This is a genomic window from Pseudomonas sp. GW821-FHT09D08, assembly GCF_059416305.1.
On the sequence record NZ_JBWKOX010000002.1, the window covers coordinates 397,063 to 415,518 of the forward strand.

Annotated in this window: 15 protein-coding genes and 1 riboswitch; of the genes, 7 read left to right on the forward strand and 8 right to left on the reverse strand. The window is 61.1% G+C overall.

Going from position 1 to position 18,456, the window contains the following annotated elements; translation table 11 throughout:
• Nucleotides 1-83: 83 nt before the first annotated feature.
• From AC07OP_RS04780 to AC07OP_RS04790, 3 genes are all read right to left on the reverse strand, one after another.
• Complete coding sequence (locus AC07OP_RS04780) at nt 84-728, reverse strand: MBL fold metallo-hydrolase (RefSeq protein WP_495101147.1); 645 nt, start codon at nt 726-728, stop codon at nt 84-86.
• Nucleotides 729-897: 169 nt separating this feature from the next.
• Nucleotides 898-1,665 (reverse strand): hypothetical protein, encoded by a 768-nt coding sequence (locus tag AC07OP_RS04785; RefSeq protein WP_115486659.1) that lies wholly within the window; start codon nt 1,663-1,665, stop codon nt 898-900.
• Nucleotides 1,644-2,675 (reverse strand): hypothetical protein, encoded by a 1,032-nt coding sequence (locus tag AC07OP_RS04790; protein ID WP_495101146.1) that lies wholly within the window; start codon nt 2,673-2,675, stop codon nt 1,644-1,646. The genes AC07OP_RS04785 and AC07OP_RS04790 overlap by 22 nt, the downstream gene beginning before the upstream one ends.
• Before the next feature lie 345 nt (nt 2,676-3,020).
• On the opposite strand from AC07OP_RS04790, the gene AC07OP_RS04795 reads away from it, so the two are divergent.
• Genes AC07OP_RS04795 through AC07OP_RS04810 form a run of 4 tightly spaced genes read left to right on the forward strand, consistent with a single transcriptional unit; the run spans nt 3,021 to nt 6,466 of the window.
• A complete protein-coding gene (locus AC07OP_RS04795) occupies nt 3,021-3,611 on the forward strand; it encodes a paraquat-inducible protein A (protein ID WP_027604773.1) in 591 nt (196 codons plus the stop codon).
• The gene (locus tag AC07OP_RS04800; RefSeq protein ID WP_027604774.1) at nt 3,608-4,252 is read left to right on the forward strand and encodes a paraquat-inducible protein A; all 645 of its coding nucleotides are present in this window, start codon (nt 3,608-3,610) and stop codon (nt 4,250-4,252) included. Before AC07OP_RS04795 ends, AC07OP_RS04800 begins: the two co-directional genes overlap by 4 nt.
• Nucleotides 4,233-5,888: a PqiB family protein gene (locus AC07OP_RS04805; protein ID WP_092487056.1), complete on the forward strand. Its 1,656-nt coding sequence runs from the start codon at nt 4,233-4,235 to the stop codon at nt 5,886-5,888. Before AC07OP_RS04800 ends, AC07OP_RS04805 begins: the two co-directional genes overlap by 20 nt.
• A 17-nt stretch (nt 5,889-5,905) precedes the next feature.
• Nucleotides 5,906-6,466 (forward strand): PqiC family protein, encoded by a 561-nt coding sequence (locus tag AC07OP_RS04810; protein ID WP_141156772.1) that lies wholly within the window; start codon nt 5,906-5,908, stop codon nt 6,464-6,466.
• A gap of 12 nt (nt 6,467-6,478) precedes the next feature.
• Here the strand turns inward: AC07OP_RS04810 and AC07OP_RS04815 are convergent, their stop codons facing one another.
• From AC07OP_RS04815 to AC07OP_RS04835, 5 genes are all read right to left on the reverse strand, one after another.
• The gene (locus AC07OP_RS04815) at nt 6,479-9,208 is read right to left on the reverse strand and encodes a winged helix-turn-helix domain-containing protein (RefSeq protein ID WP_495101145.1); all 2,730 of its coding nucleotides are present in this window, start codon (nt 9,206-9,208) and stop codon (nt 6,479-6,481) included.
• Nucleotides 9,209-9,449: 241 nt separating this feature from the next.
• Nucleotides 9,450-10,814 (reverse strand): DUF1329 domain-containing protein, encoded by a 1,365-nt coding sequence (locus AC07OP_RS04820; RefSeq protein WP_065924270.1) that lies wholly within the window; start codon nt 10,812-10,814, stop codon nt 9,450-9,452.
• A gap of 29 nt (nt 10,815-10,843) precedes the next feature.
• Entirely contained in the window at nt 10,844-12,718 is a 1,875-nt protein-coding gene (locus AC07OP_RS04825; protein ID WP_065938548.1) for a DUF1302 domain-containing protein, read from the reverse strand.
• Between the two features lie 330 nt (nt 12,719-13,048).
• On the reverse strand, nt 13,049-14,731 hold the full coding sequence (locus AC07OP_RS04830; protein ID WP_495101144.1) for a fatty acid--CoA ligase: 1,683 nt from the start codon (nt 14,729-14,731) through the stop codon (nt 13,049-13,051).
• A 131-nt stretch (nt 14,732-14,862) separates the two neighbouring features.
• Complete coding sequence (locus AC07OP_RS04835) at nt 14,863-15,495, reverse strand: LysE family translocator (protein WP_115486652.1); 633 nt, start codon at nt 15,493-15,495, stop codon at nt 14,863-14,865.
• 84 nt (nt 15,496-15,579) lie between these two features.
• Here AC07OP_RS04835 and AC07OP_RS04840 point away from each other — a divergent pair, with 84 nt between their 5' ends.
• The 3 genes from AC07OP_RS04840 to AC07OP_RS04850 all read left to right on the forward strand — a co-directional run bounded on the left by AC07OP_RS04840 (nt 15,580) and on the right by AC07OP_RS04850 (nt 18,420).
• On the forward strand, nt 15,580-16,545 hold the full coding sequence (locus tag AC07OP_RS04840; protein ID WP_495101143.1) for a 2-hydroxyacid dehydrogenase: 966 nt from the start codon (nt 15,580-15,582) through the stop codon (nt 16,543-16,545).
• A gap of 30 nt (nt 16,546-16,575) precedes the next feature.
• The gene (locus AC07OP_RS04845) at nt 16,576-17,574 is read left to right on the forward strand and encodes a methyltransferase (protein WP_495101142.1); all 999 of its coding nucleotides are present in this window, start codon (nt 16,576-16,578) and stop codon (nt 17,572-17,574) included.
• Nucleotides 17,575-17,624: 50 nt separating this feature from the next.
• Nucleotides 17,625-17,746, forward strand: a riboswitch (yybP-ykoY riboswitch).
• A gap of 89 nt (nt 17,747-17,835) precedes the next feature.
• On the forward strand, nt 17,836-18,420 hold the full coding sequence (locus AC07OP_RS04850; RefSeq protein WP_005784895.1) for a TMEM165/GDT1 family protein: 585 nt from the start codon (nt 17,836-17,838) through the stop codon (nt 18,418-18,420).
• Nucleotides 18,421-18,456 lie beyond the last annotated feature (36 nt).

An 18,456-nucleotide genomic window follows, 5' to 3' on the forward strand; every position in this document is an offset into this window, starting at 1 on the left:
GCGTTGCTACAGAAACCGTAGCAGACACATGCTGAACGCGGCCTGAGTTTTTGCTACAGCGGATTGCCGTTCGAACCATTGCTTCACGCCCGCACAAACGGGTTCTCACGCATCTCGTCACCCAGGCGCGTGTCCGGGCCATGGCCGGTCACCACCGTCGCGCCCTCGTCCAGCGTATAGAGCCGTTGCTTGATCGAACGCACGATCGTCGCCTGGTCCCCGCCCCACAAATCCGTACGCCCAACACCGCGCCGAAACAGCGTGTCACCGGCAATCAGCAGCTTGGCATCGGCAAACCAGAAGCTCATCGAGCCTGGCGTGTGCCCCGGTGTATGCAGCGCCACACCGCACCCACAGGCCAACGCCTCATCATCGGCCAGCCAGCGATCCGGCGACGGCACCGGCGTGTAGGGCACACCAAACATCTGGCACTGCATCTCCAGGTTGTCCCAGAGAAACTGGTCTTCCTTGTGCAGGTGCAGGGTTGCACCGGTCTTTTCCTTCAATTGCCCCGAGGCCAGGAAGTGATCGAGATGGGCATGGGTGTGGATAATGCTCACCACTTTCAGGCCCAGGGCATCGAGGCGCGCCAGGATCAGTTCATGGTTGCCACCCGGGTCGACCACGATGGCCTTCTTGGTGATGGGGTCGCCAATGATCGTGCAGTTGCACTGCAACGGGCCGACCGGGAAGGTTTCGCGGATCAGCGTGGGCTTTTCGGCTTCCATGGGTGCTCCTGTAAAGTTAATGGCACATTTTTGGCACTGTGTGAAAAGCGATGACGAGTGATGTCAGCTACTTTGTAAGCATCGAGCGCATGCCCGAGGAATGCGTTCATGTGCTCGCGGTCATGATCGTTGGCTGACAGTTTTTCAGAATGTGTTCCTATTGGATTGGCTACTGTAAGCCGAAGCTCAATGTAAGACGCTCGATATAGTCCCCCATGGCGCCTTTCAGTCCGATGGCCTTGAGATCGATCTCTTCGTTCGCCAAGAGCGCCAGAAACGCCCTCATGTCGGCCTGAATGCTTTCTGGCAGGTCGACGGGGTCATCCGTCAATTGGCCGCTCAGATTCAGTACATCATTTCGATGTTTTTTGAGGTTCTTGCTATCGACCTGTTCGCCAGCCTCCTTTCGCGCTGACAAATTGAGCCAAGCGTGCGCCTTGAGTGGGATCAGCCGGTCGGCGCCGATGAAGGTCAGAACGTCATTGCGCTGCCGGCCCTCAAGGAGGAAATGATAGTAGGGGTCATCGAGCAAGATGGCGGACAGGCTTGATACCGATTCGTCTGTAGGAATAGGGGTCAGCGTGGCGTCCGCTGGGAGCGCGACACCCTCGGGAGCACGCGAGAACAATTCGATCTGGACGGGATAGGCCTCGTCCTCGGGGTGCTGGAACCGATAGAAAACAGGCCGCTGACCGTCAATCCCACCAACCTGCCGGATGGCGTACCGTCCGGCACGTATGAAAGCCCAGAACGCCCCGGCAAACTCGGCATTGAGCGCTTCGATAACCAGCACGATATCGAGATCCTTGGTTGCGCGGAACGATTGACCCGCCGCATCCATCGTGAGCCAGGAGGCAACACCGCCAATCAGCACATACTGATCACGAAAATCGCTGAAGTGTTGTCCGAATACGTCTAGTCCTCTGATTTCAGCCAAGTCACTGCCTCCTTAAGTTCGTCTAAAGCCAACTGGACACGTTCGTCCGGGACGTTTTCCAAGCTCAGAAGCAATGACGCCTCATCTGCGATGTTTTTTCCTTCCTTTAGGCTTCGATAAGACCATATCTCCACCCATGCCCGGATCTCATCAACCGAGTCGGTTACCTTGAACGCCAGTTCCTGGACCATGTCGTCGAACTGCTTTTTGGTCATTCCAAAAACCGGTTGTATGGGACCCGCCAGCATCGTGCATTTGGCCAGAGCGGTCTCGCCGGCGAGAAATACGCCGCCGCCTGTGTGAAGCACTCGGTCGATCGCAACCTTCCGTTTAACGGGAGAGCGCATAAAGGGGCGAACATTTTTGAAGACACTGGCCGGAGGTGCAGCGAACGAATAGAAATTTTTGAACCCCTGACTTTGTGCAGGATGGACGATACCCAACTTCAGTAACTGATCGATCACTTTGGCAAGTGTGACGCGGCTGTATTTGAAACCGTTCATGATGCCGTTGGAGTTGAAGATCGTATCGCTGTCCCATCCCTCATACAGGCGAGCCAAGACCATCGCTTGTGCAGCAGGAAGCAGGGCTGAAACGTCTTCCTCGTTTCGGCGCGTCCGAACGCTCTCGCGTAGGTCCATCGCCAACTCCGGGATGAACATCTGATAGCCAGGCTGGATGAAATTGATGTGGTTGGCGATCAGGCTACGCCGCTCCGGCACCGACAGTGACTGGCATACGTACACAACCACCTTGTCCGTGTTTTTTTGTACCTGAGCGATGTGCTTCCCAAGCGTTACGGCTCCCGGGTACTTATTTTCCACTGGAAGCAGTAGGAGCATCGGTAGCGTTTGTTTCGCCTTCGGCCCGACCACAAGGGCCAGATAGACGAGTTTGTAGGCATCCTTGATATGAAAGGGAACCTTCAGGCCTGAGGCTGCTTGAAGGTGCACCTCCAAGCCCACAGTGGATTCGAGGTAACCCTTAATATCATCCAGTAAAACCGGCATTTCACGTCACCTTGTTAACCACTTTTTTACACCGTAAACCATGGCGATTAACAAGTCAAAAAAGTGATTAACACTGCAGGAGGATTACCCACCCGGTCCTCTGTAGATCAACGTGAAGGCCAGTCACTCGTCATTGCAGTTGCACTGCAACGGGCCGACCGGGAAGGTTTCGCGGATCAGCGCAGCTTTTTCAATATTCATCGATGCTCCTGCGGGCGCTATGGCATATTCCACACCGTATGGTTGACCAGGCGCCAGACCTGAAGAGCAGCGACTGCTAAGCTTGCCCACGCCATCGAAAAACAACCCAGGCCCCCGCCACCGTGCCGCGTTGGAGCGATCCCCATGGCGAATCAACTGATCATCTGCGAGCACTGCGACTGTGTGTACGAAAAAGTCACGCTCGCCAAACATCAAAAAGCCCACTGCATACGTTGCGCAGGCGTGCTCCAGCGCTACAACGGCCTGACCGTGCAACAGCGTCTCGCCCTGACGCTGACGGCTGCGGTGCTGTGGACGTTCGCCAATTTCTATCCCGTGATGAGTATCAGCCTGCAAGGCCTGAAAAGCAGCGCCACACTATGGGATTCGGTGGTAGCGCTGAGCCTGGGGCCGATCACGTTTATCGCGTTGGTGGCGGCCATTTCCATCATCATCGCGCCGGTGTTCCAGTTGCTGCTGCTGATGTGGGTCTTGAGCTTCGCCCTTGCGGGCAAGCGCTCACCGGCGTTCCGATTGTGCATGCGTTGGCTGGAGGCACTCAGGCCCTGGAGCATGCTGGAGGTGTGTCTGCTCGGGGCAATGGTGGCGGTGTTCAAGCTGGCCGGCATGCTGGATGTGATCCCCGGCACCGGCCTGTTTGCCCTGGCCGTGCTCAGCCTGTTGCTGATCCGCATTGCCGGGCGTGATGTACGCGACCTGTGGGACAGCGTATGAGCACACCGCCGACGGCCAGCGAGCTCGGCCTGTGCCTCTGTCACAGCTGCGGATTGTCCTGCGACCTGCGCGCCGGGCCGACCGAATGCGAGCGCTGCGGCGCGCCCTTGCACCGGCGCAAGGTCAGTTCCCTGACGCGCACCTGGGCCTACATGCTCACCGCGCTGGCGTTCTATGTGCCGGCCAATCTCCTGCCGGTGATGAACACCACCATGCTCGGCTCGGGGGCGGACAGCACCATCATGAGCGGGGTGCTGGAGTTCTGGCAGCACGGCGCGTGGGACATCGCGCTGATTATTTTCATCGCCAGCATCGCAGTGCCCGGCATCAAGTTTGTGTCCCTGGCCCTGCTGCTGGTCACCGTGCAGCGCAATAGCCTTTGGGCACGCAAGGAACGTTCGAAGCTGTTCCGCTTCGTCGAACTGATTGGCTACTGGTCCATGCTGGATGTCATCGTGGTCGCGCTGGTGGCCGCACTGGTGAAGTTCCAGGCCCTGGGCACGATCGAGCCGCGCCTGGGCATCCTGTTTTTCGGCCTGGTGGTGGTGTTTACCATGCTGGCCGCCATGAGCTTCGACCCGAGGCTGATCTGGGAAACCCCACACAACAAGGAGACCGCGGATGACGTCACATCCCACTGACACCCCGCAAGCCCCAGGGTCGCCTGCGATCAAGACACGGCGCTTCAGCGTTTCGCTGGTATGGATCGTGCCGATCGTCGCGGTGTTGGTGGGGATTTCGCTGGTGGTACACAGCGTCCTCCAGCAGGGCCCGACCATCACCCTCAATTTCAAGACCGGCAGCGGTCTGACCGCGAACAAAACCGAGGTCAAGTACCGCAACGTGGTGATCGGCCAGGTGACCGACGTCGCCTTGAGCGACGACCAGAAAAGCGTCAACGCCACGGTTCAACTGGCCAAGCAGGCCGAAAGCTTCACCCGCGCCGATTCGCAGTTCTGGGTAGTACGCCCGCGTATCGGCGCCGGCGGCGTATCCGGCATCGACACCCTGCTTTCCGGCGACTACATCGGTGCCGACATCGGCCAATCAGAGACCCGTGCCAAGCAGTTCAAAGGCCTGGAAAACCCGCCGCCCATCACCTACGGCGAACCGGGCAAGCGTTTCACGCTGCACACACAGACCCTCGGCTCGCTGGATATCGGCTCACCGGTGTACTACCGCAAAATCGAGGTCGGCCAGGTGGTGGCCTACGAGTTGGATGCCGAAGGCAAGGGTGTCAATGTCGAGGTGTTCGTGCATGCGCCCAATGATGCCTATGTCACCGAAAACACGCGTTTCTGGAACGCCAGCGGGGTTGACCTGAGCGTCGGCGCGAATGGCTTCGCGCTGAAGACCGAATCGCTTTCGTCCATGCTGGTCGGCGGCATCGCCTTTCGGGCACCGCCGTACAGCCCCAACGACAAACCGGCTGACGAAGCACGTACCTTTGAGCTCTTCGACGACCAGGACAGCGCCCTCGCCCCACCCAATGGCGAGGGGCAATACATGACCCTGCGCTTCGACCAGGCATTGCGCGGGCTCAAGGTCGGGGCGCCGGTGGAGTTCCTCGGCGTCGAGTTTGGCAAGGTGGTGTCGATCAACCTGGACTTCGATGCCAGTAAACGCAGCTTCCCACTCAACGTCGGTATCGTGATCTATCCACAGTTGCTCGGGCAGGCCCACACCAAACTGCTCAAGGTCATGAACCATGACCCCAACGATGAGGCCGCCGGCGTACGGCTGATCGGCTCGTTCATCGAAAATGGCCTGCGCGCCCAGGCGCGTAGCGGCAACCTGTTGACCGGCCAGTTATACATCGCGCTGGACTTCTACCCGAAAGCCGAGAAGGTCAAATTTGACCCCAGCCTGCGCCCCGTCAGCATTCCAACCATTCCCGGCAACCTCGAGCAACTGCAGGAAAAACTCGAGAGCATCGTCAACAAGATCAACCAACTGCCGATCGAACGCATTGCCGGCAACCTCGACAGCAACCTGGTCGAGCTGCGCAAAGGCCTGACCCAATTCAATGCCAAGACCCTGCCCGGCGTGCAGAACACCCTGGCTGACGTGAGCAAGACGCTGCAATCGGCCAGTTCGACCCTGGCCGAGGACTCACCGCAGCGTGAGCAGTTGACCCAGACCCTGGATGAACTGGGGCGCATGTCGCGTTCCCTGCGCGAACTGTCGGACTACCTGGGCCGTCACCCGGAATCGCTGATTCGCGGCCGTCCCGACAACGCCGCGCCCCTGGACCTGCAAGGACCTCCACGCAAATGACCCCTGGAGCAAGCGCCATGACGTTTCCGTTGAAAATCACAGTGGTCGGCATGCTGCTGTTGCTGGCGGCGTGCAGCAGTACGCCGATTACCTTTCATACGCTGACACCGGCGCACTGGAATACGGCCACGGGAGCAGACGCAGGCAGCATCCGGATTGAAAGCATCACCGTTCCCCCCCAGGTCGACCGACCGCAGATTGTGATCCGCCAGGGCGACAGTGGCGTGGCGATCCTGGAAACCCAGTGGTGGGCCGCGAGCCTCGCGGATGAGCTGAGGAGTGCGCTGGTGGACCAACTGGCCAGCAGCAACCCTCGACAATCGATGTTGTTGCGTCTTGAAGTGCAGCGCTTTGACTCCGTGCCCGGCCAATACGCATTGCTCGACGTCAAATGGCGCCTGCGCCCGGCCGGTGGCACCGAGCGCCCACCGCTGACCTGCCGGACCACGTTGCAGTCGCCCGCCGGGCCGAGCATCGACAACGTGGTGCTCGCCCATCAAAACAATCTCAAGCGCTTTGCCGCGCAGGTCAGCCAGGTGGTCGACCGGTCAGCCGGCCAGTGCCCGACAGCACCGTAAACCGACCGGCACTTACGCCAGCAAGCCCATGGCCTTGGCGCGCGCCACGGCTTGGGTGCGTCGCTCCACCCCAAGTTTGCTGTTGATGTGGCTGGCGTGGGTCTTGACGGTGTGCAGGGAGATAAACAGCTGGTTGCTGATTTCCTGGTTGGAGCAGCCTTGGGCGATCAGTTGCAGGACCGCCAGCTCGCGCGTGCTCAGGGTTTCGTGGCCAGTCGTGACCTCGGGCGTCACGACCGCCGGGAGAAGCGCGAGCAGGCTCTGGTGCAGTGCATCTTGCGGGTCTTTGCCCACCTGCTCGCGCATCCAGTCCGGATGCCCGTCCAACAAGCGCTGGAACGGCTGTAACGCGCCCCCGGCGCCCGCCTCAAGCGCCTGGGCCAGCACCGGCCGCGCCCTGGCTTCCTGGCCGCACTCGAGCAGCAACTGGGCCTGCTGGGTCAGCGCCATCAGGGCAATCATCTGGCGCCCACTGTTGCGGGCCTGTTGCGCCAGTGCTTCGAGCCGCTCCAGCGCCGCCTGGGGCTGATGGCGCACGGCATCGAGGGCGGCTTGTTGCAGCCCGATATGTTGCGGCAAGTGCGGGTGGAATTCCGGTGCAGCGGCGGCCTGTTCGCCGTGGTAAGTCTGCCCCAGGCGCGTCAGCCAGGCATCGGCCAGGTCGGTGCGGCCCTGGGCCAGCCACAGTTCGCATTTGATCAGGGTAATCATCGCCAGGTAGTAGATCGGCGGCACATCCCAGATATGCATCAGGCGCTCGGCTTCGGCGAGTTCGGCGAAGGCTTTGGGAAAGTCATGGCGCCGCCCTTCGAAGCTGGCGATCACGCAATGGCCGATCAGCACGCTGATATCGCGACAGGCCCGCGCTTCGGCCAGGCCTGCGCGCAGGTGGGCGATGCCGGTTTCGGGCTGGTTGCGCACCAACAGCAAATAGCCTTCGTAGAGCGACAGCCGCGCACGCACCGCATACAGTCGCTGCGGTGCCAGGCCGTGCAGGCGCTGCAGGCCCTGGCGCACCTCGTCGAGGGCGCGCAGGATTTCGCCACGGGCCTGCAGCACCCGTGCACGGTCGTAATGGGCCAGGGCTTCGAACAGCGGGTTGCCGACGCGCTGCGCCAGTTCCAGGGATTCACGGTTCAGGCCACGGGCGCGCCACAAATCGCCATCGGCAATGGCCAGGTTGGACAGGGTCGACAGGCACACCAGGCGCTGGCCGTAACGCCGTTGCGGCAGGCTGTCCAACGCCTCGCTGCAATAGCGCTGCGTCAATTCACGGTCGCCGCGACCGCGGGCGATAATCCCGCTCAGCGCCAGCCACTGGGCCAGCATCGAGCGCTGTGCGGTGGCCGAGGGCGCCGGCAGGAAGCGACTGAGGTACGCGGACAGCTCCTGCGCCGCATCCAACTGGCAGGCCAGTGCCAACGCCCAGCTGTACAGCACAATCAGGCGCGGCGTACTGATCAGCAGGCTGTCGGGCAAGTCCATTTTCCAGCGCAGCAACATGCCGACATTCTGCTCGGCCAGCAGTTGTTCTTCGGACAGGTTCTGCACCAGGTTGGCCGCCACATCGAGGTGCCCGGCGCGCAATGCCTGCTCCACCGCCTCGTCGATCAAGCCCTGGGCGTTGAACCAACGGCACGCGCGCAGATGCAGGCTGGCGGCCGGCAAGACATTGCTGCTCGCGCGGCGGGTGCGCAGCAGGTCGGAGAACAAATGGTGATAACGGTACCAGTGCCCCTGCTCGTCCAGGGGCACCAGGAACACCTGGTGGGCTTGCAGGTAACGCAGGATCTCGGCGCTGTCATGGGCTTCGCGCACGGCATCGCACAACTCGCTGCAAAAACGCTCCTGGGGCGCGGTGTCGAACAGGAACGCCTGCACTTCGGGTGGCAGGCAGTCGATCACTTCTTCCAGCAGGTAGTCGCGGATCAGCCCTTCCCCACCGTGCAGGCTTTGCGGCAAGGCTCCCTCATTGCCGGCTTCGGAAGCCGCCAGCAGCCAAAAGCGCAGGCCGGCCACCCAGCCTTCGCTGCGGCGAATGAGGTTGTCGAGGGCTTCACCACTCAAGGAACTGCTGTGGCGATCCAGCAACGCCTGGGATTCGGCATGGGTCAGGCGCAGGTCTTGCTCGTGCAACTCCAGCAAATGCCGTGACAACCGCAATCGCGCCAGATGCCAGTCCGGGCGCTGGCGGCTGGTGACCAGCACCACCAGGCCATCGGGCAAATGGTTGAGGAAGAATTGCAGGCAACGGTCCAGCACCGGTCCCTGGGCCAGATGGTAGTCATCCAGCACCAGCAACAATGGCGCACGGGTGGACAGGTGAACGGTCAGCTCATCGAGCAGGCCGTCGAGCCACTCTTCAAACGCAAAGGGTTGGTGACGCTGGCGCATTTTCAGCAAGCCCAGGGATTGGGTGCCGAGTGCCGGGAAGTAGTGCTGCAACCCTTCGAGCAGGCGCTCAAGAAAACGCCCCGGGTCGTTGTCCCGTGGGCTCAGGCCCAGCCACAGGCTGTGCCAGTGAGCCGGCAGGCCCTGGCAGAACTCCACCGCCAACGAACTCTTGCCGAACCCGGCCGGTGCGCAGACCAGCAGCAACCGCCCTTCCAGGCCGGCGCCCAGCCGTTCACACAGGCGCGGGCGCAGCACGTAGCCATCCGGCAGCGGAGGCCTGTAGAAGCGACCTTCCAGGGTCGGGATTACCCGGCTGGCAGGCCCTTGGATTCGGGACAGATCAGTCATCGCCGGGCTCTTGTAGAAGGCTGTTGTCGGCATTGCAGATGTCCGCAGACTAGCGGTAAAAGCGGCGGGTTTGTAGATCTTTGCAACATTTGCCTGAAAAAGAACTGAGACAAGAAATATCGCCGCAAACAAAAAGTGGAAGGGGGCTTGATCCCGATAGAGGCGGATCAGTCAATGCTGCGCTGACTGTCACATCGCTATCGGGGGCAAGCCCCCTCCCACCTTGCGTTACTCGTGCAGCTTAGCGAACACCATCCTGGCGCAGGGCCGCCGGGGTGAAGTCGCTGGTAGTGGCGGTGAAGCCGAAGTCGTAGGCCTGTTTCTCTTCGTTCTTCATGCCCAGGGCCAGGTAGCGGCCGGACTGCAGGTCGTAGAGGGTTTCCAGGGCGTACCACGGCACTTGCTTGTCGTAGTAGTTCTCGGCATGGGCTTCGGCGACACGCCACAGTTGGCCACGGCCGTCGTAGTGGTCGATCACTGCGGCTTGCCAGGTGTCTTCGTCGATGTAGAAGTCACGCTTGGCGTAGATGTGGCGCTGGCCTTCCTTCAAGGTCGCGACCACGTGCCAGACACGGCGCAGCTCGTAGCGTGCCAGGTCCTGGTTGATGTGGCCGGCCTTGATGATGTCGGCGTACTTGAGCTTCGGATCGTCGATCTTGTAGCTGTTGGAGGCGATGTAGATTTCCTTCTTGCCTTCCAGTTTCCAGTCGTAGCGGTCCGGCGCACCGTTGTACATGTCGAGGTTGTCGGAGGTACGCAAGCCGTCGGCAGCGGTCCCCGGCCCGTCATAGGACACTTGCGGCGCCCGGCGCACGCGGCGCTGGCCGGCGTTGTAGACCCACGCCGAACGCGGCTCCTTCACCTGGTCCAGGGTTTCGTGCACCAGCAGCACACCACCGGCCAGACGTGCCGGGGCGGTCACTTGCTGCTTGAAGTAGAACAGCACGTTACCCGGGTTCTTCGGGTCAAAGTCCTTCATCTTGTCGCGGAACACGAACTGGTCGCGGAAGTACACCAGGCTGTAGGAGCCGTTGGTTTGCGGCGTGGCCTGGGTCACCAGGCGGGTCACGCTGCCACCGCGATAACGGGTGATGTGGTTCCAGATGACTTCCACGCCGCTTTTCGGGATCGGGAACGGTATGGCGGTTTCGAAGTTCTCCAGCCCGTTGCCGCCAGACACCAGGTTGGTGGTGGTGGCGTTCTTCTTGATGGAGGCGAACACATCGGCCGGCACGGTAGCGCCGCGATGGGTCGGGTAGACCGGCATCTTGAAGGTTTCCGGGTAACGCTTGAACATCGCGTACTGCCCCGGTGCCAGCTTGTCCTTGTACTGCTCGACGTTCTGCGCGGTGATGGTGAACTGCGGTTGCTCACTGGCGTACGGGTTGGCGAGGAAACCTTTGGCATCCACAGCGCCGGCGTTGGTCGGCATCGGCGACCATTTCGGGATGGTGCCGGCCGCGTTACCGGCCATTTCCGCGCCCATCGGCGTCAGGGTCGTGCCCAGCTTGGCGGCTTCATCCGCCGACACTGCCGCCATGACATTGCTCGCCAGGATCGACAGCCCAAGCACACCCACGTGCAACAGACTTTTGGTTATTTTCATGTTCTGGTCTTCCTGAAAATACAGTGTGCTTAGAAGTTGGCGCCGAAGCTCAGGGCGACGAAGTCGCGGTCACTTGAGGTGTTGAAGTCGCCACCAAAGAAGTTGGTGTAGGCAAGGCTCGCCGTGTAGGTGTTCTGATACTCAGCGTCCAACCCCAGGCTCACCGCTTTGCGGCCCTCTTCAAAGTTGCCACCAGGGCCTGGCGAATAACCACTCACGTCATGCGACCACGCCACGTTGGGCTTGAGGTTCACACCGGCAAAGACATCCGGGTACTCCCAGATTGCCCGGCCACGGTAGCCCCAGGACGTGGACGTGGTGAAACCATCATTATTGCAATTGGCAGTGCGGTTGCTGGCATCGGTGCCAGGGCCGGCCCCCGTGATCGTGCCGGAGTTAAGCGTTGCACAGAGAGCACCTTGTCCAGGGCCATACACCGGGTCACGTCCGTAACGCGCTTTGTCACGGCTTTCCAAGCCACCCACGTGCGTCACACCCACCTCGCCGACCAACGTCAGGCGGCTGGCACCCATGACTTGATCGAAAAAGTGCGTAAAGGTTGTCTGGAACTGAGTGATTTCCTTACGGCGATAGCCATTCAGATCGGTGTCGGCGGCGCCCTTGAGCGGAGAGGCTGCGCCCAGGCCGATCAGTGGCGTGACGCCTGCATACAGAATATCCGTGGTGTTGAGCTGCACCGGAGCGTTAGGACGGTAGCTGAGTTCGCCGCTCCATGCCGTACCGGTAGGCAACGTCGTGGAGAAACTCAAACCGTATAGACGGATGTCCTCGGGGTATTCAACAAAGTAACTGGAGTTGCCTGCGACGATGAGAGGGCGCAGGCCAACTGCCGGAGTAGGCGTCAAGGCATTGGCCGCTGCATAGGTTCCGGCTGACGCTCCGCGGGCACTGAAAATCGGTGCACGGCTGTGATAGTTCATGAAATAAGCGCCGAACTCGGTGTCCAGCGGTTCGTAGTTGTAGTGGAACGCCACGCCGAATTGGCCGCTGTCACGCGCATCGCGATCAGGCCCACGCTTAACCAGAACGCCCTCTTCGTTGACGTTGACCCCGAAGTTGTTCAGCAACGGCAGCGCGCCGGGTTGAGTCGCGAGAAACGAACGCTTGCTGAGCAGTCGAAGGTTGTCCGTGCAACCATCGGAAATAACATCAGGTTGAGAGAAGAACGTCCCACAGTTATCCGTGACGGTCTGGTCCCATTCCAGTTGATAGAACGCTTCTGCCGACAGGTTATCGGTCAGGGTTTGCGACACATAGAACATGTTGACCGGAATCAGGCCTTCCTTGATTTCGGCCCCCGGACGACGGAACGCGGACACGTCAATCGGGTTGATGGAGTTGATGCCGCCGCCGATGAATGTACTTTCACCCCAGCTCACTACCTGTTTACCGAACCGCACGTTGCCGGGCTGATCGGCAATGGAATAGTTATGGTAGATGAACGCATCGAGAATCTGCCCACCGGAAGACTTGGCGCCCTCCTTGCGGTTGTTGTCGCTGATGTCCTTGAACTCCCGACTTTCATCCTTGAGTTCGAAGTCATACCAGTACTTGCCGCGCACAAACACGCCGGTATCGCCGTACTTCAGTTCCAGATCGTGGATACCCTTGAAGATCTTCGAGAACGTTTCGCCACGCTTGAAGTTCAAGTGGCCGTCATCGGAGGTCTGGGACAGCCCCTTGCCGCCGTTATTGACGCCGATAAGATCTCGGTCGGGCTTGGCCGTCGACCAGCTCGCCCCCACAGACAGCGACGAGTCAAAACTTCCTTCGATTTCACCGATATTGAAACTGACGCCGAATGCGGGCCCGGCGAGCGTAGAGGCGAGACTGACGGCCAGGGGCAGTCTTGCCCGGCGCCAGAACTGGTTTACTGAGGTCATCGACGCTACTCCATGTGCATTATTGTTATGGCAGTGAGTTTGTTCTGTGATGCTTGTAACGGCCGGAATACAACGATTCCAATGCCGCCTGGCAACTGAACCTCCATGGCCCGAAGCGATGCATCCTTGAAAAACTCTGGGTGGGACTATAGCCAGCAGGGGGTACCGCTTGATCCCTCTAAAGTGTGATTTGCATCACCAACCCGTCTGCCACAGCCCTTTCGCCATGTCGGCGAAGGCCGACGCGGCAAGGATGGCTGAAAATTGGCAAATCACAAGTGAAGGCGCGAGATAGAGCATCGCCGTGCCACGAGGGCACGGCAAATCAGCTCAGAGGGTGGACAGGAAGGTGCTGTTGTTGGCCTGCCATTCAATGATGTCAATACGGATACGTTTTTTGTCGAGCTTGCCGACACTGGTCTTGGGAATTTCCGTAACAACGGCGATCTGGCTCGGAATCGCCCACTTGCTCAGATGGCCCAGTTCGACAAAAGGCTTGAGGTGTTCCTTGAGCTCGCGGGCCCCAATCTCATGGCCATCACGCACCACCAGCAACGCAAACGGGCGCTCGCCCCACTGCGGGTCGGCGATGCCCACCACCGCTACTTCGCGTACCGCCGGGTGACGGCTGACCAGGTCTTCGAGGGCCAGGGAGGAGATCCACTCGCCGCCGGTCTTGATCACGTCCTTGATGCGGTCGCGGATATCGATCACCCCAAATGCATCGAGGGTGGCCACGTCGCCGGTGTGCATCCAGCCACCCGCCCACAGCTCGGCGCCCTTCTGCGGCTCGTTGTAATACCCCTCAGTCAGCCACGGCGCGCGCAGCACCAACTCACCCTGGGACTCGCCGTCGGCGGGCAGGAAATTCCCCTCGGCGTCCATGATCGCCGCTTCCACCAACGGCCCGGGCACGCCGGCCTTGATGCGGTAGCTGATGCGCTCGTCCTCGGTGCCGGCTATCAGTTCCTCGTTGAGGTGGGCACAGGACACCAGCGGGCCGGTCTCGGACATGCCGTACGCGGCGGTGAGCTGAATCCCGCGGGCCTTTGCCGCCTCATACAGCGTGCGGTTGAGCGCACTGCCGCCGATGACGATTTTCCAGCCGCCAAAATCGACGCCTTGGGCAGCCTTGGCGTTGAGCACCATTTGCAGGATGGTCGGCACGCAGTGGGAAAAGGTGACCTTCTCCTTGCGCCACAGCTCCACCAGGTATTCCGGGTCGTAGCGGCCGGGGTAGACCTGCTTAAGGCCAAGCATGGTCGCCACATACGGCAGGCCCCAGGCATGCACGTGGAACATCGGCGTGATCGGCATGTACACGTCGTTGGTGCCCAGCAGGCGCACGCTGTCGACGCTGCCCATGATGGTCGCCACGCCGATGGTGTGCAGCACCAGCTGGCGATGGGTGAAGTACACGCCCTTGGGGTTGCCGGTGGTACCGGTGGTGTAGAAGGTGGTGGCGACGGAGTGTTCGTCGAAGTCCTGGAAATCGTACTTCGGGCTGGCGGCGGCCAGCAGGGTTTCATACTCACCGACCAGGTTGGGCAACTCGGCGGTCTTGGCTTCGCCGTCGGTGAGCAGCAGCGTCCTGTCGACGGTGGTGAGCTGCCCGGCAATGGCCTGGTAGAGCCCCACGAACTCGCTGTTGACCAGCACGAAGCGGTCCTCGGCGTGGTTCATGGTGTAGAGAATCTGTTCCGGCGACAGGCGCACATTGATGGTGTGGATCACCGCGCCGATCATCGGGATGGCGAACATGCATTCCAGGTAACGATGACTGTCCCAATCCATCACCGCCACGGTGTCACCGGCCTTGACCCCGGCTGCGGTGAGCACGTTGGCCAGGCGCGCGACGCGCTCGATCAAGGTCGGGTAGGTGTAGCGCAGCTTGTCGCGGTAGACGATTTCCCGGGTCTTCTCGTAACGGGTACCGGACATCAACAGGCGCTTGATCAACAGCGGGTATTGATACGCACCTTCGGCGGGCGGAATAACACGGGTCTGCAACATACGAATCCCTTTTATGACTGCACGGTCTTGGCTTGAAGACCTGCACTGTAGAGACGTTATGTGTCAGACAAATCAGCCAAAGGAATGATTTGCAGACCGCCGTAAATGCTAGCTTTGCGCCAGCATCCGTCCTATTTCATGCTGGTAAACGCCAACTTCACCCCAATCGCAATCAACACCGCTCCCATGGTCCGATCAAACCAATGCCCCATCCGCGCAAACCCGGCGCGCACGCGCTGCTGGCTGAACAACATCGCCACCAGGCAGAACCACAACGCCGTCGCCACCGCCAGGTACACGCCGTAGCCGGCCTGGATCGCCAGCGGTGTGTGCGGGTTGATCACCACGGTGAACAGCGACAGGAAGAACAACGTCGCCTTGGGGTTCAAGCCGTTGGTGACGAAGCCTGCGGTAAACGCGCCGCGCGGGGTGCGCTCGCCCGCTTCGCGGTGCAACTCGCCCTCGACGGCAGGCTTGGCCGGTTTGGCGCGCAGGGCCTTGAAGCCGATGTACAGCAGGTAGGCGGCGGCGGCCCATTTCAGTGCGTTGAACAACACGATGGACTGGGACACGATCAGGCCGATGCCGAGCAACGAATAGCCCACGTGCAGGAAAATCGCCGAGCCCACGCCCAACGCGGTCCAGGTTCCAGCGCGGCGGCCGTGGGTCACGCTCTCACGCACCACCACCGCGAAATCCGGGCCGGGGCTGGCCACCGCCAACAAGTGAATCAGGGCTACGGTCAAAAACTCGGCGGCGTACATACTCACTCCATTAAGTAACGGATTATTTCATCTGATAGGCTCGGCAGATTACGCCTTCGAACCCTGTCGCAAAAGGTACAGTTGATGACGAACAATCGCCGCGCCGTCTTCCTTGATCACCCGTCCCTGGATCTGGGCGACCTCGACCTCAGCGAGTTGCACGCCCGCTTCAGCGACTTGCAGTTGTTGACGGGCACCACGCCGCAAAATGTGGTCGAGCGCCTGCAAGGCGCGCAGGTGGCGATCAGTAACAAAATCCCGCTCAACCGCGAAACCCTGGCGGCCTGCCCGGAACTCAAGTTGATCCTGGTTTCGGCGACCGGCACCAACAACATTGACCTGGAAGCCGCCCGCGCCCACGGCATCACCGTGAGCAACTGCCAGGGCTACGGCACACCGTCGGTGGCGCAGCACACGATCATGCTATTGCTCAACCTGGCGACGCGGCTGCAGGACTATCAGCGCGATGTGAGCGCCGGCAAATGGCAGGAGGCCAAGCAGTTCTGCCTGCTGGACCACCCGATTGTCGAACTGGAAGGCAAGACCCTCGGCCTGCTGGGCCATGGCGAACTGGGCAGTGCCGTGGCCCGCCTGGCCGAAGCCTTCGGCATGCGCGTGCTACTCGGCGCCATCCCCGGGCGCCCTGCCCGTGCCGACCGCGTGCCCCTGGATGAACTGCTGACGCAGGTGGACGCACTCACCTTGCACTGCCCGCTCAATGAACACACCCGGGACTTTATCGGCGCCCGTGAATTGGCGCGGCTCAAGCCCGGCGCGTTTATCGTCAACACCGCGCGCGGTGGCTTGATCAACGAGCAGGCCCTGGCCGATGCCCTGCGCAGCGGCCACCTGGGCGGCGCGGCGACCGATGTGCTGAGTGTTGAGCCCCCGGTCAATGGCAACCCATTGCTGGCCGGCGATATTCCTCGACTGATCGTCACGCCCCACAATGCCTGGGGCAGTCGCGAAGCGCGGCAGCGTATCGTCGGCCAACTGGCGGAAAACGCCCAGGGCTTTTTCAGCGGCGCCCCGCTGCGCGTCGTCAGTTGATAAACTGCGCCCCTTTTCAAGGAGCAGACCATGGATCCGCGCAGTGAAGTACTGCTTCGTCAGGCCGAACTTTTTCAAGGCAACCTGCTGCTGGTGGGCTTGCCCGCCGACGACCTGCTGGGTCGCCTGCCCAACGCCCACGGCTGGTGCTGGCATGCCGGCGACCAGGCGGCGCTCGACGCGCGCTTCCCGGAGCGCAGCCAGTTTGGGGTGAATGCGCCCGAGCACGGGTTCGAGGCGGCGGTGATCTTCCTGCCCAAATCCAAGGACCTCACCGATTACCTGCTCAACGCCGTGGCAGCGCGACTGCCCGGCGCCGAGCTGTTCCTGGTAGGGGAGAAAAAAGGCGGTATCGAAAGCGCCGCCAAGCAGATGGCGCCGTATGGCAAACCGCGCAAGCTCGACAACGCGCGGCATTGCCAACTGTGGCAAATCACCGTGGCCAACGCCCCGCAAGCGGTCGAGCTGGAAAGCCTGGCGCAGGTGTTCGATGTGCCGCTGGCCGAAGGCCCGCTCAAGGTGGTGAGCCTGCCGGGTGTATTCAGCCACGGCCGTCTGGATCGCGGTACCGAGCTGTTGCTGGAGCACTTGGACAAATTGCCGAGCGGCCATTTGCTCGACTTCGGTTGCGGCGCCGGTGTGTTGGGGGCGGCGGTCAAACGTCGCTACCCGCACAACAGCGTAACGATGCTGGACGTGGATGCTTTCGCCGCCGCCAGCAGTCGCCTGACCCTGGCCGCCAACGGGCTGGAAGCCGAGGTACTGACCGGTGACGGCATCGACGCCGCGCCGATGGGTTTGAACGCGATTTTGAGCAACCCGCCGTTCCATGTCGGCGTGCACACCGACTATTTCGCCACAGAGAACCTGCTGCGAAAAGCAGCGAAACACCTGGCAAAAGGTGGCGAACTTCGCCTGGTGGCTAACAGCTTCCTGAAGTACCAGCCGTTGATCGAAGAGCATCTGGGCGTGTGTGCGGTCAAGGCCGAAGGCAATGGTTTTCGCATCTACCGTGCCAAGCGCGGCTGATGGCCGTTTGAAAAAGAACGCTTGCCGAATGGATTTTGCCTAGGCAGAATCCGCTCCGTCCTAGGGGAGTAGTCTCCCACGAGCGCCACGCTCGTCCGGCATACGTCAACATACTTGGTCAACAGGCCATGGCGTATGCGACCCAGGAGTCCGCACAGACGGACCGGGGTTTGACAAGACCTATGACACGCACACCTTACCCGGGGCGGGAAGGCTGTACGTGTCATAGCCGTGTCGACCCGCCCCCTGGAAACCTACCTGATGCTGGATTCATTGCTCGTTCCTACCGCAATCGTTGCCTTGGCCGAAATCGGCGACAAGACGCAACTGCTCGCGCTCATCCTTGCCGCACGCTTTCGCAAACCCTGGCCGATCATCGCCGGCATCGTCGCTGCGACCCTGGCCAACCATGCGGCCGCCGGTGCCGTGGGGGCCTGGTTCGGGAGTTTCTTCTCGGATGCGGTATTGCACTGGATTCTCGCGGCCAGCTTCTGCGCCACCGCGCTGTGGACCCTGGTGCCAGACAAACTCGACGATGACGAAGCCAGCACGACCCGCAAGTTCGGGCCGTTCCTAACCACGCTGATTGCATTCTTCCTGGCGGAAATCGGGGACAAGACCCAGATCGCCACGGTGATGCTCGCAGCGCAATACCCGGAACTGTGGCTGGTGATTATCGGCACCACCCTGGGCATGTTGATTGCCAACGTACCGGTGGTTCTGGCGGGGAATTTCGCGGCGGAGAAACTGCCACTGACATTGATTCGTCGACTGGCGGCTACGGCGTTCTTTGTTCTGGCGATTGTGGCGGTGTACAAGGCCATGCAGAGCAGTGGCTGGATCTAGCTGCAGCTTCAAGCCTCAAGTTGCAGGAAGAAGCAG

Bases quoted from the DNA above. Each gene is read 5' to 3' on its own strand.
- AC07OP_RS04780 (WP_495101147.1), bottom strand. From the start codon at position 728: ATGGAAGCCGAAAAGCCCACGCTGATCCGCGAAACCTTCCCGGTCGGC.
- AC07OP_RS04790 (WP_495101146.1), bottom strand. From the start codon at position 2,675: ATGCCGGTTTTACTGGATGATATTAAGGGTTACCTCGAATCCACTGTG.
- AC07OP_RS04795 (WP_027604773.1), top strand. From the start codon at position 3,021: ATGGCGAATCAACTGATCATCTGCGAGCACTGCGACTGTGTGTACGAA.
- AC07OP_RS04800 (WP_027604774.1), top strand. From the start codon at position 3,608: ATGAGCACACCGCCGACGGCCAGCGAGCTCGGCCTGTGCCTCTGTCAC.
- AC07OP_RS04805 (WP_092487056.1), top strand. From the start codon at position 4,233: ATGACGTCACATCCCACTGACACCCCGCAAGCCCCAGGGTCGCCTGCG.
- AC07OP_RS04810 (WP_141156772.1), top strand. From the start codon at position 5,906: ATGACGTTTCCGTTGAAAATCACAGTGGTCGGCATGCTGCTGTTGCTG.
- AC07OP_RS04815 (WP_495101145.1), bottom strand. From the start codon at position 9,208: ATGACTGATCTGTCCCGAATCCAAGGGCCTGCCAGCCGGGTAATCCCG.
- AC07OP_RS04820 (WP_065924270.1), bottom strand. From the start codon at position 10,814: ATGAAAATAACCAAAAGTCTGTTGCACGTGGGTGTGCTTGGGCTGTCG.
- AC07OP_RS04825 (WP_065938548.1), bottom strand. From the start codon at position 12,718: ATGACCTCAGTAAACCAGTTCTGGCGCCGGGCAAGACTGCCCCTGGCC.
- AC07OP_RS04830 (WP_495101144.1), bottom strand. From the start codon at position 14,731: ATGTTGCAGACCCGTGTTATTCCGCCCGCCGAAGGTGCGTATCAATAC.
- AC07OP_RS04835 (WP_115486652.1), bottom strand. From the start codon at position 15,495: ATGTACGCCGCCGAGTTTTTGACCGTAGCCCTGATTCACTTGTTGGCG.
- AC07OP_RS04840 (WP_495101143.1), top strand. From the start codon at position 15,580: ATGACGAACAATCGCCGCGCCGTCTTCCTTGATCACCCGTCCCTGGAT.
- AC07OP_RS04845 (WP_495101142.1), top strand. From the start codon at position 16,576: ATGGATCCGCGCAGTGAAGTACTGCTTCGTCAGGCCGAACTTTTTCAA.
- AC07OP_RS04850 (WP_005784895.1), top strand. From the start codon at position 17,836: ATGCTGGATTCATTGCTCGTTCCTACCGCAATCGTTGCCTTGGCCGAA.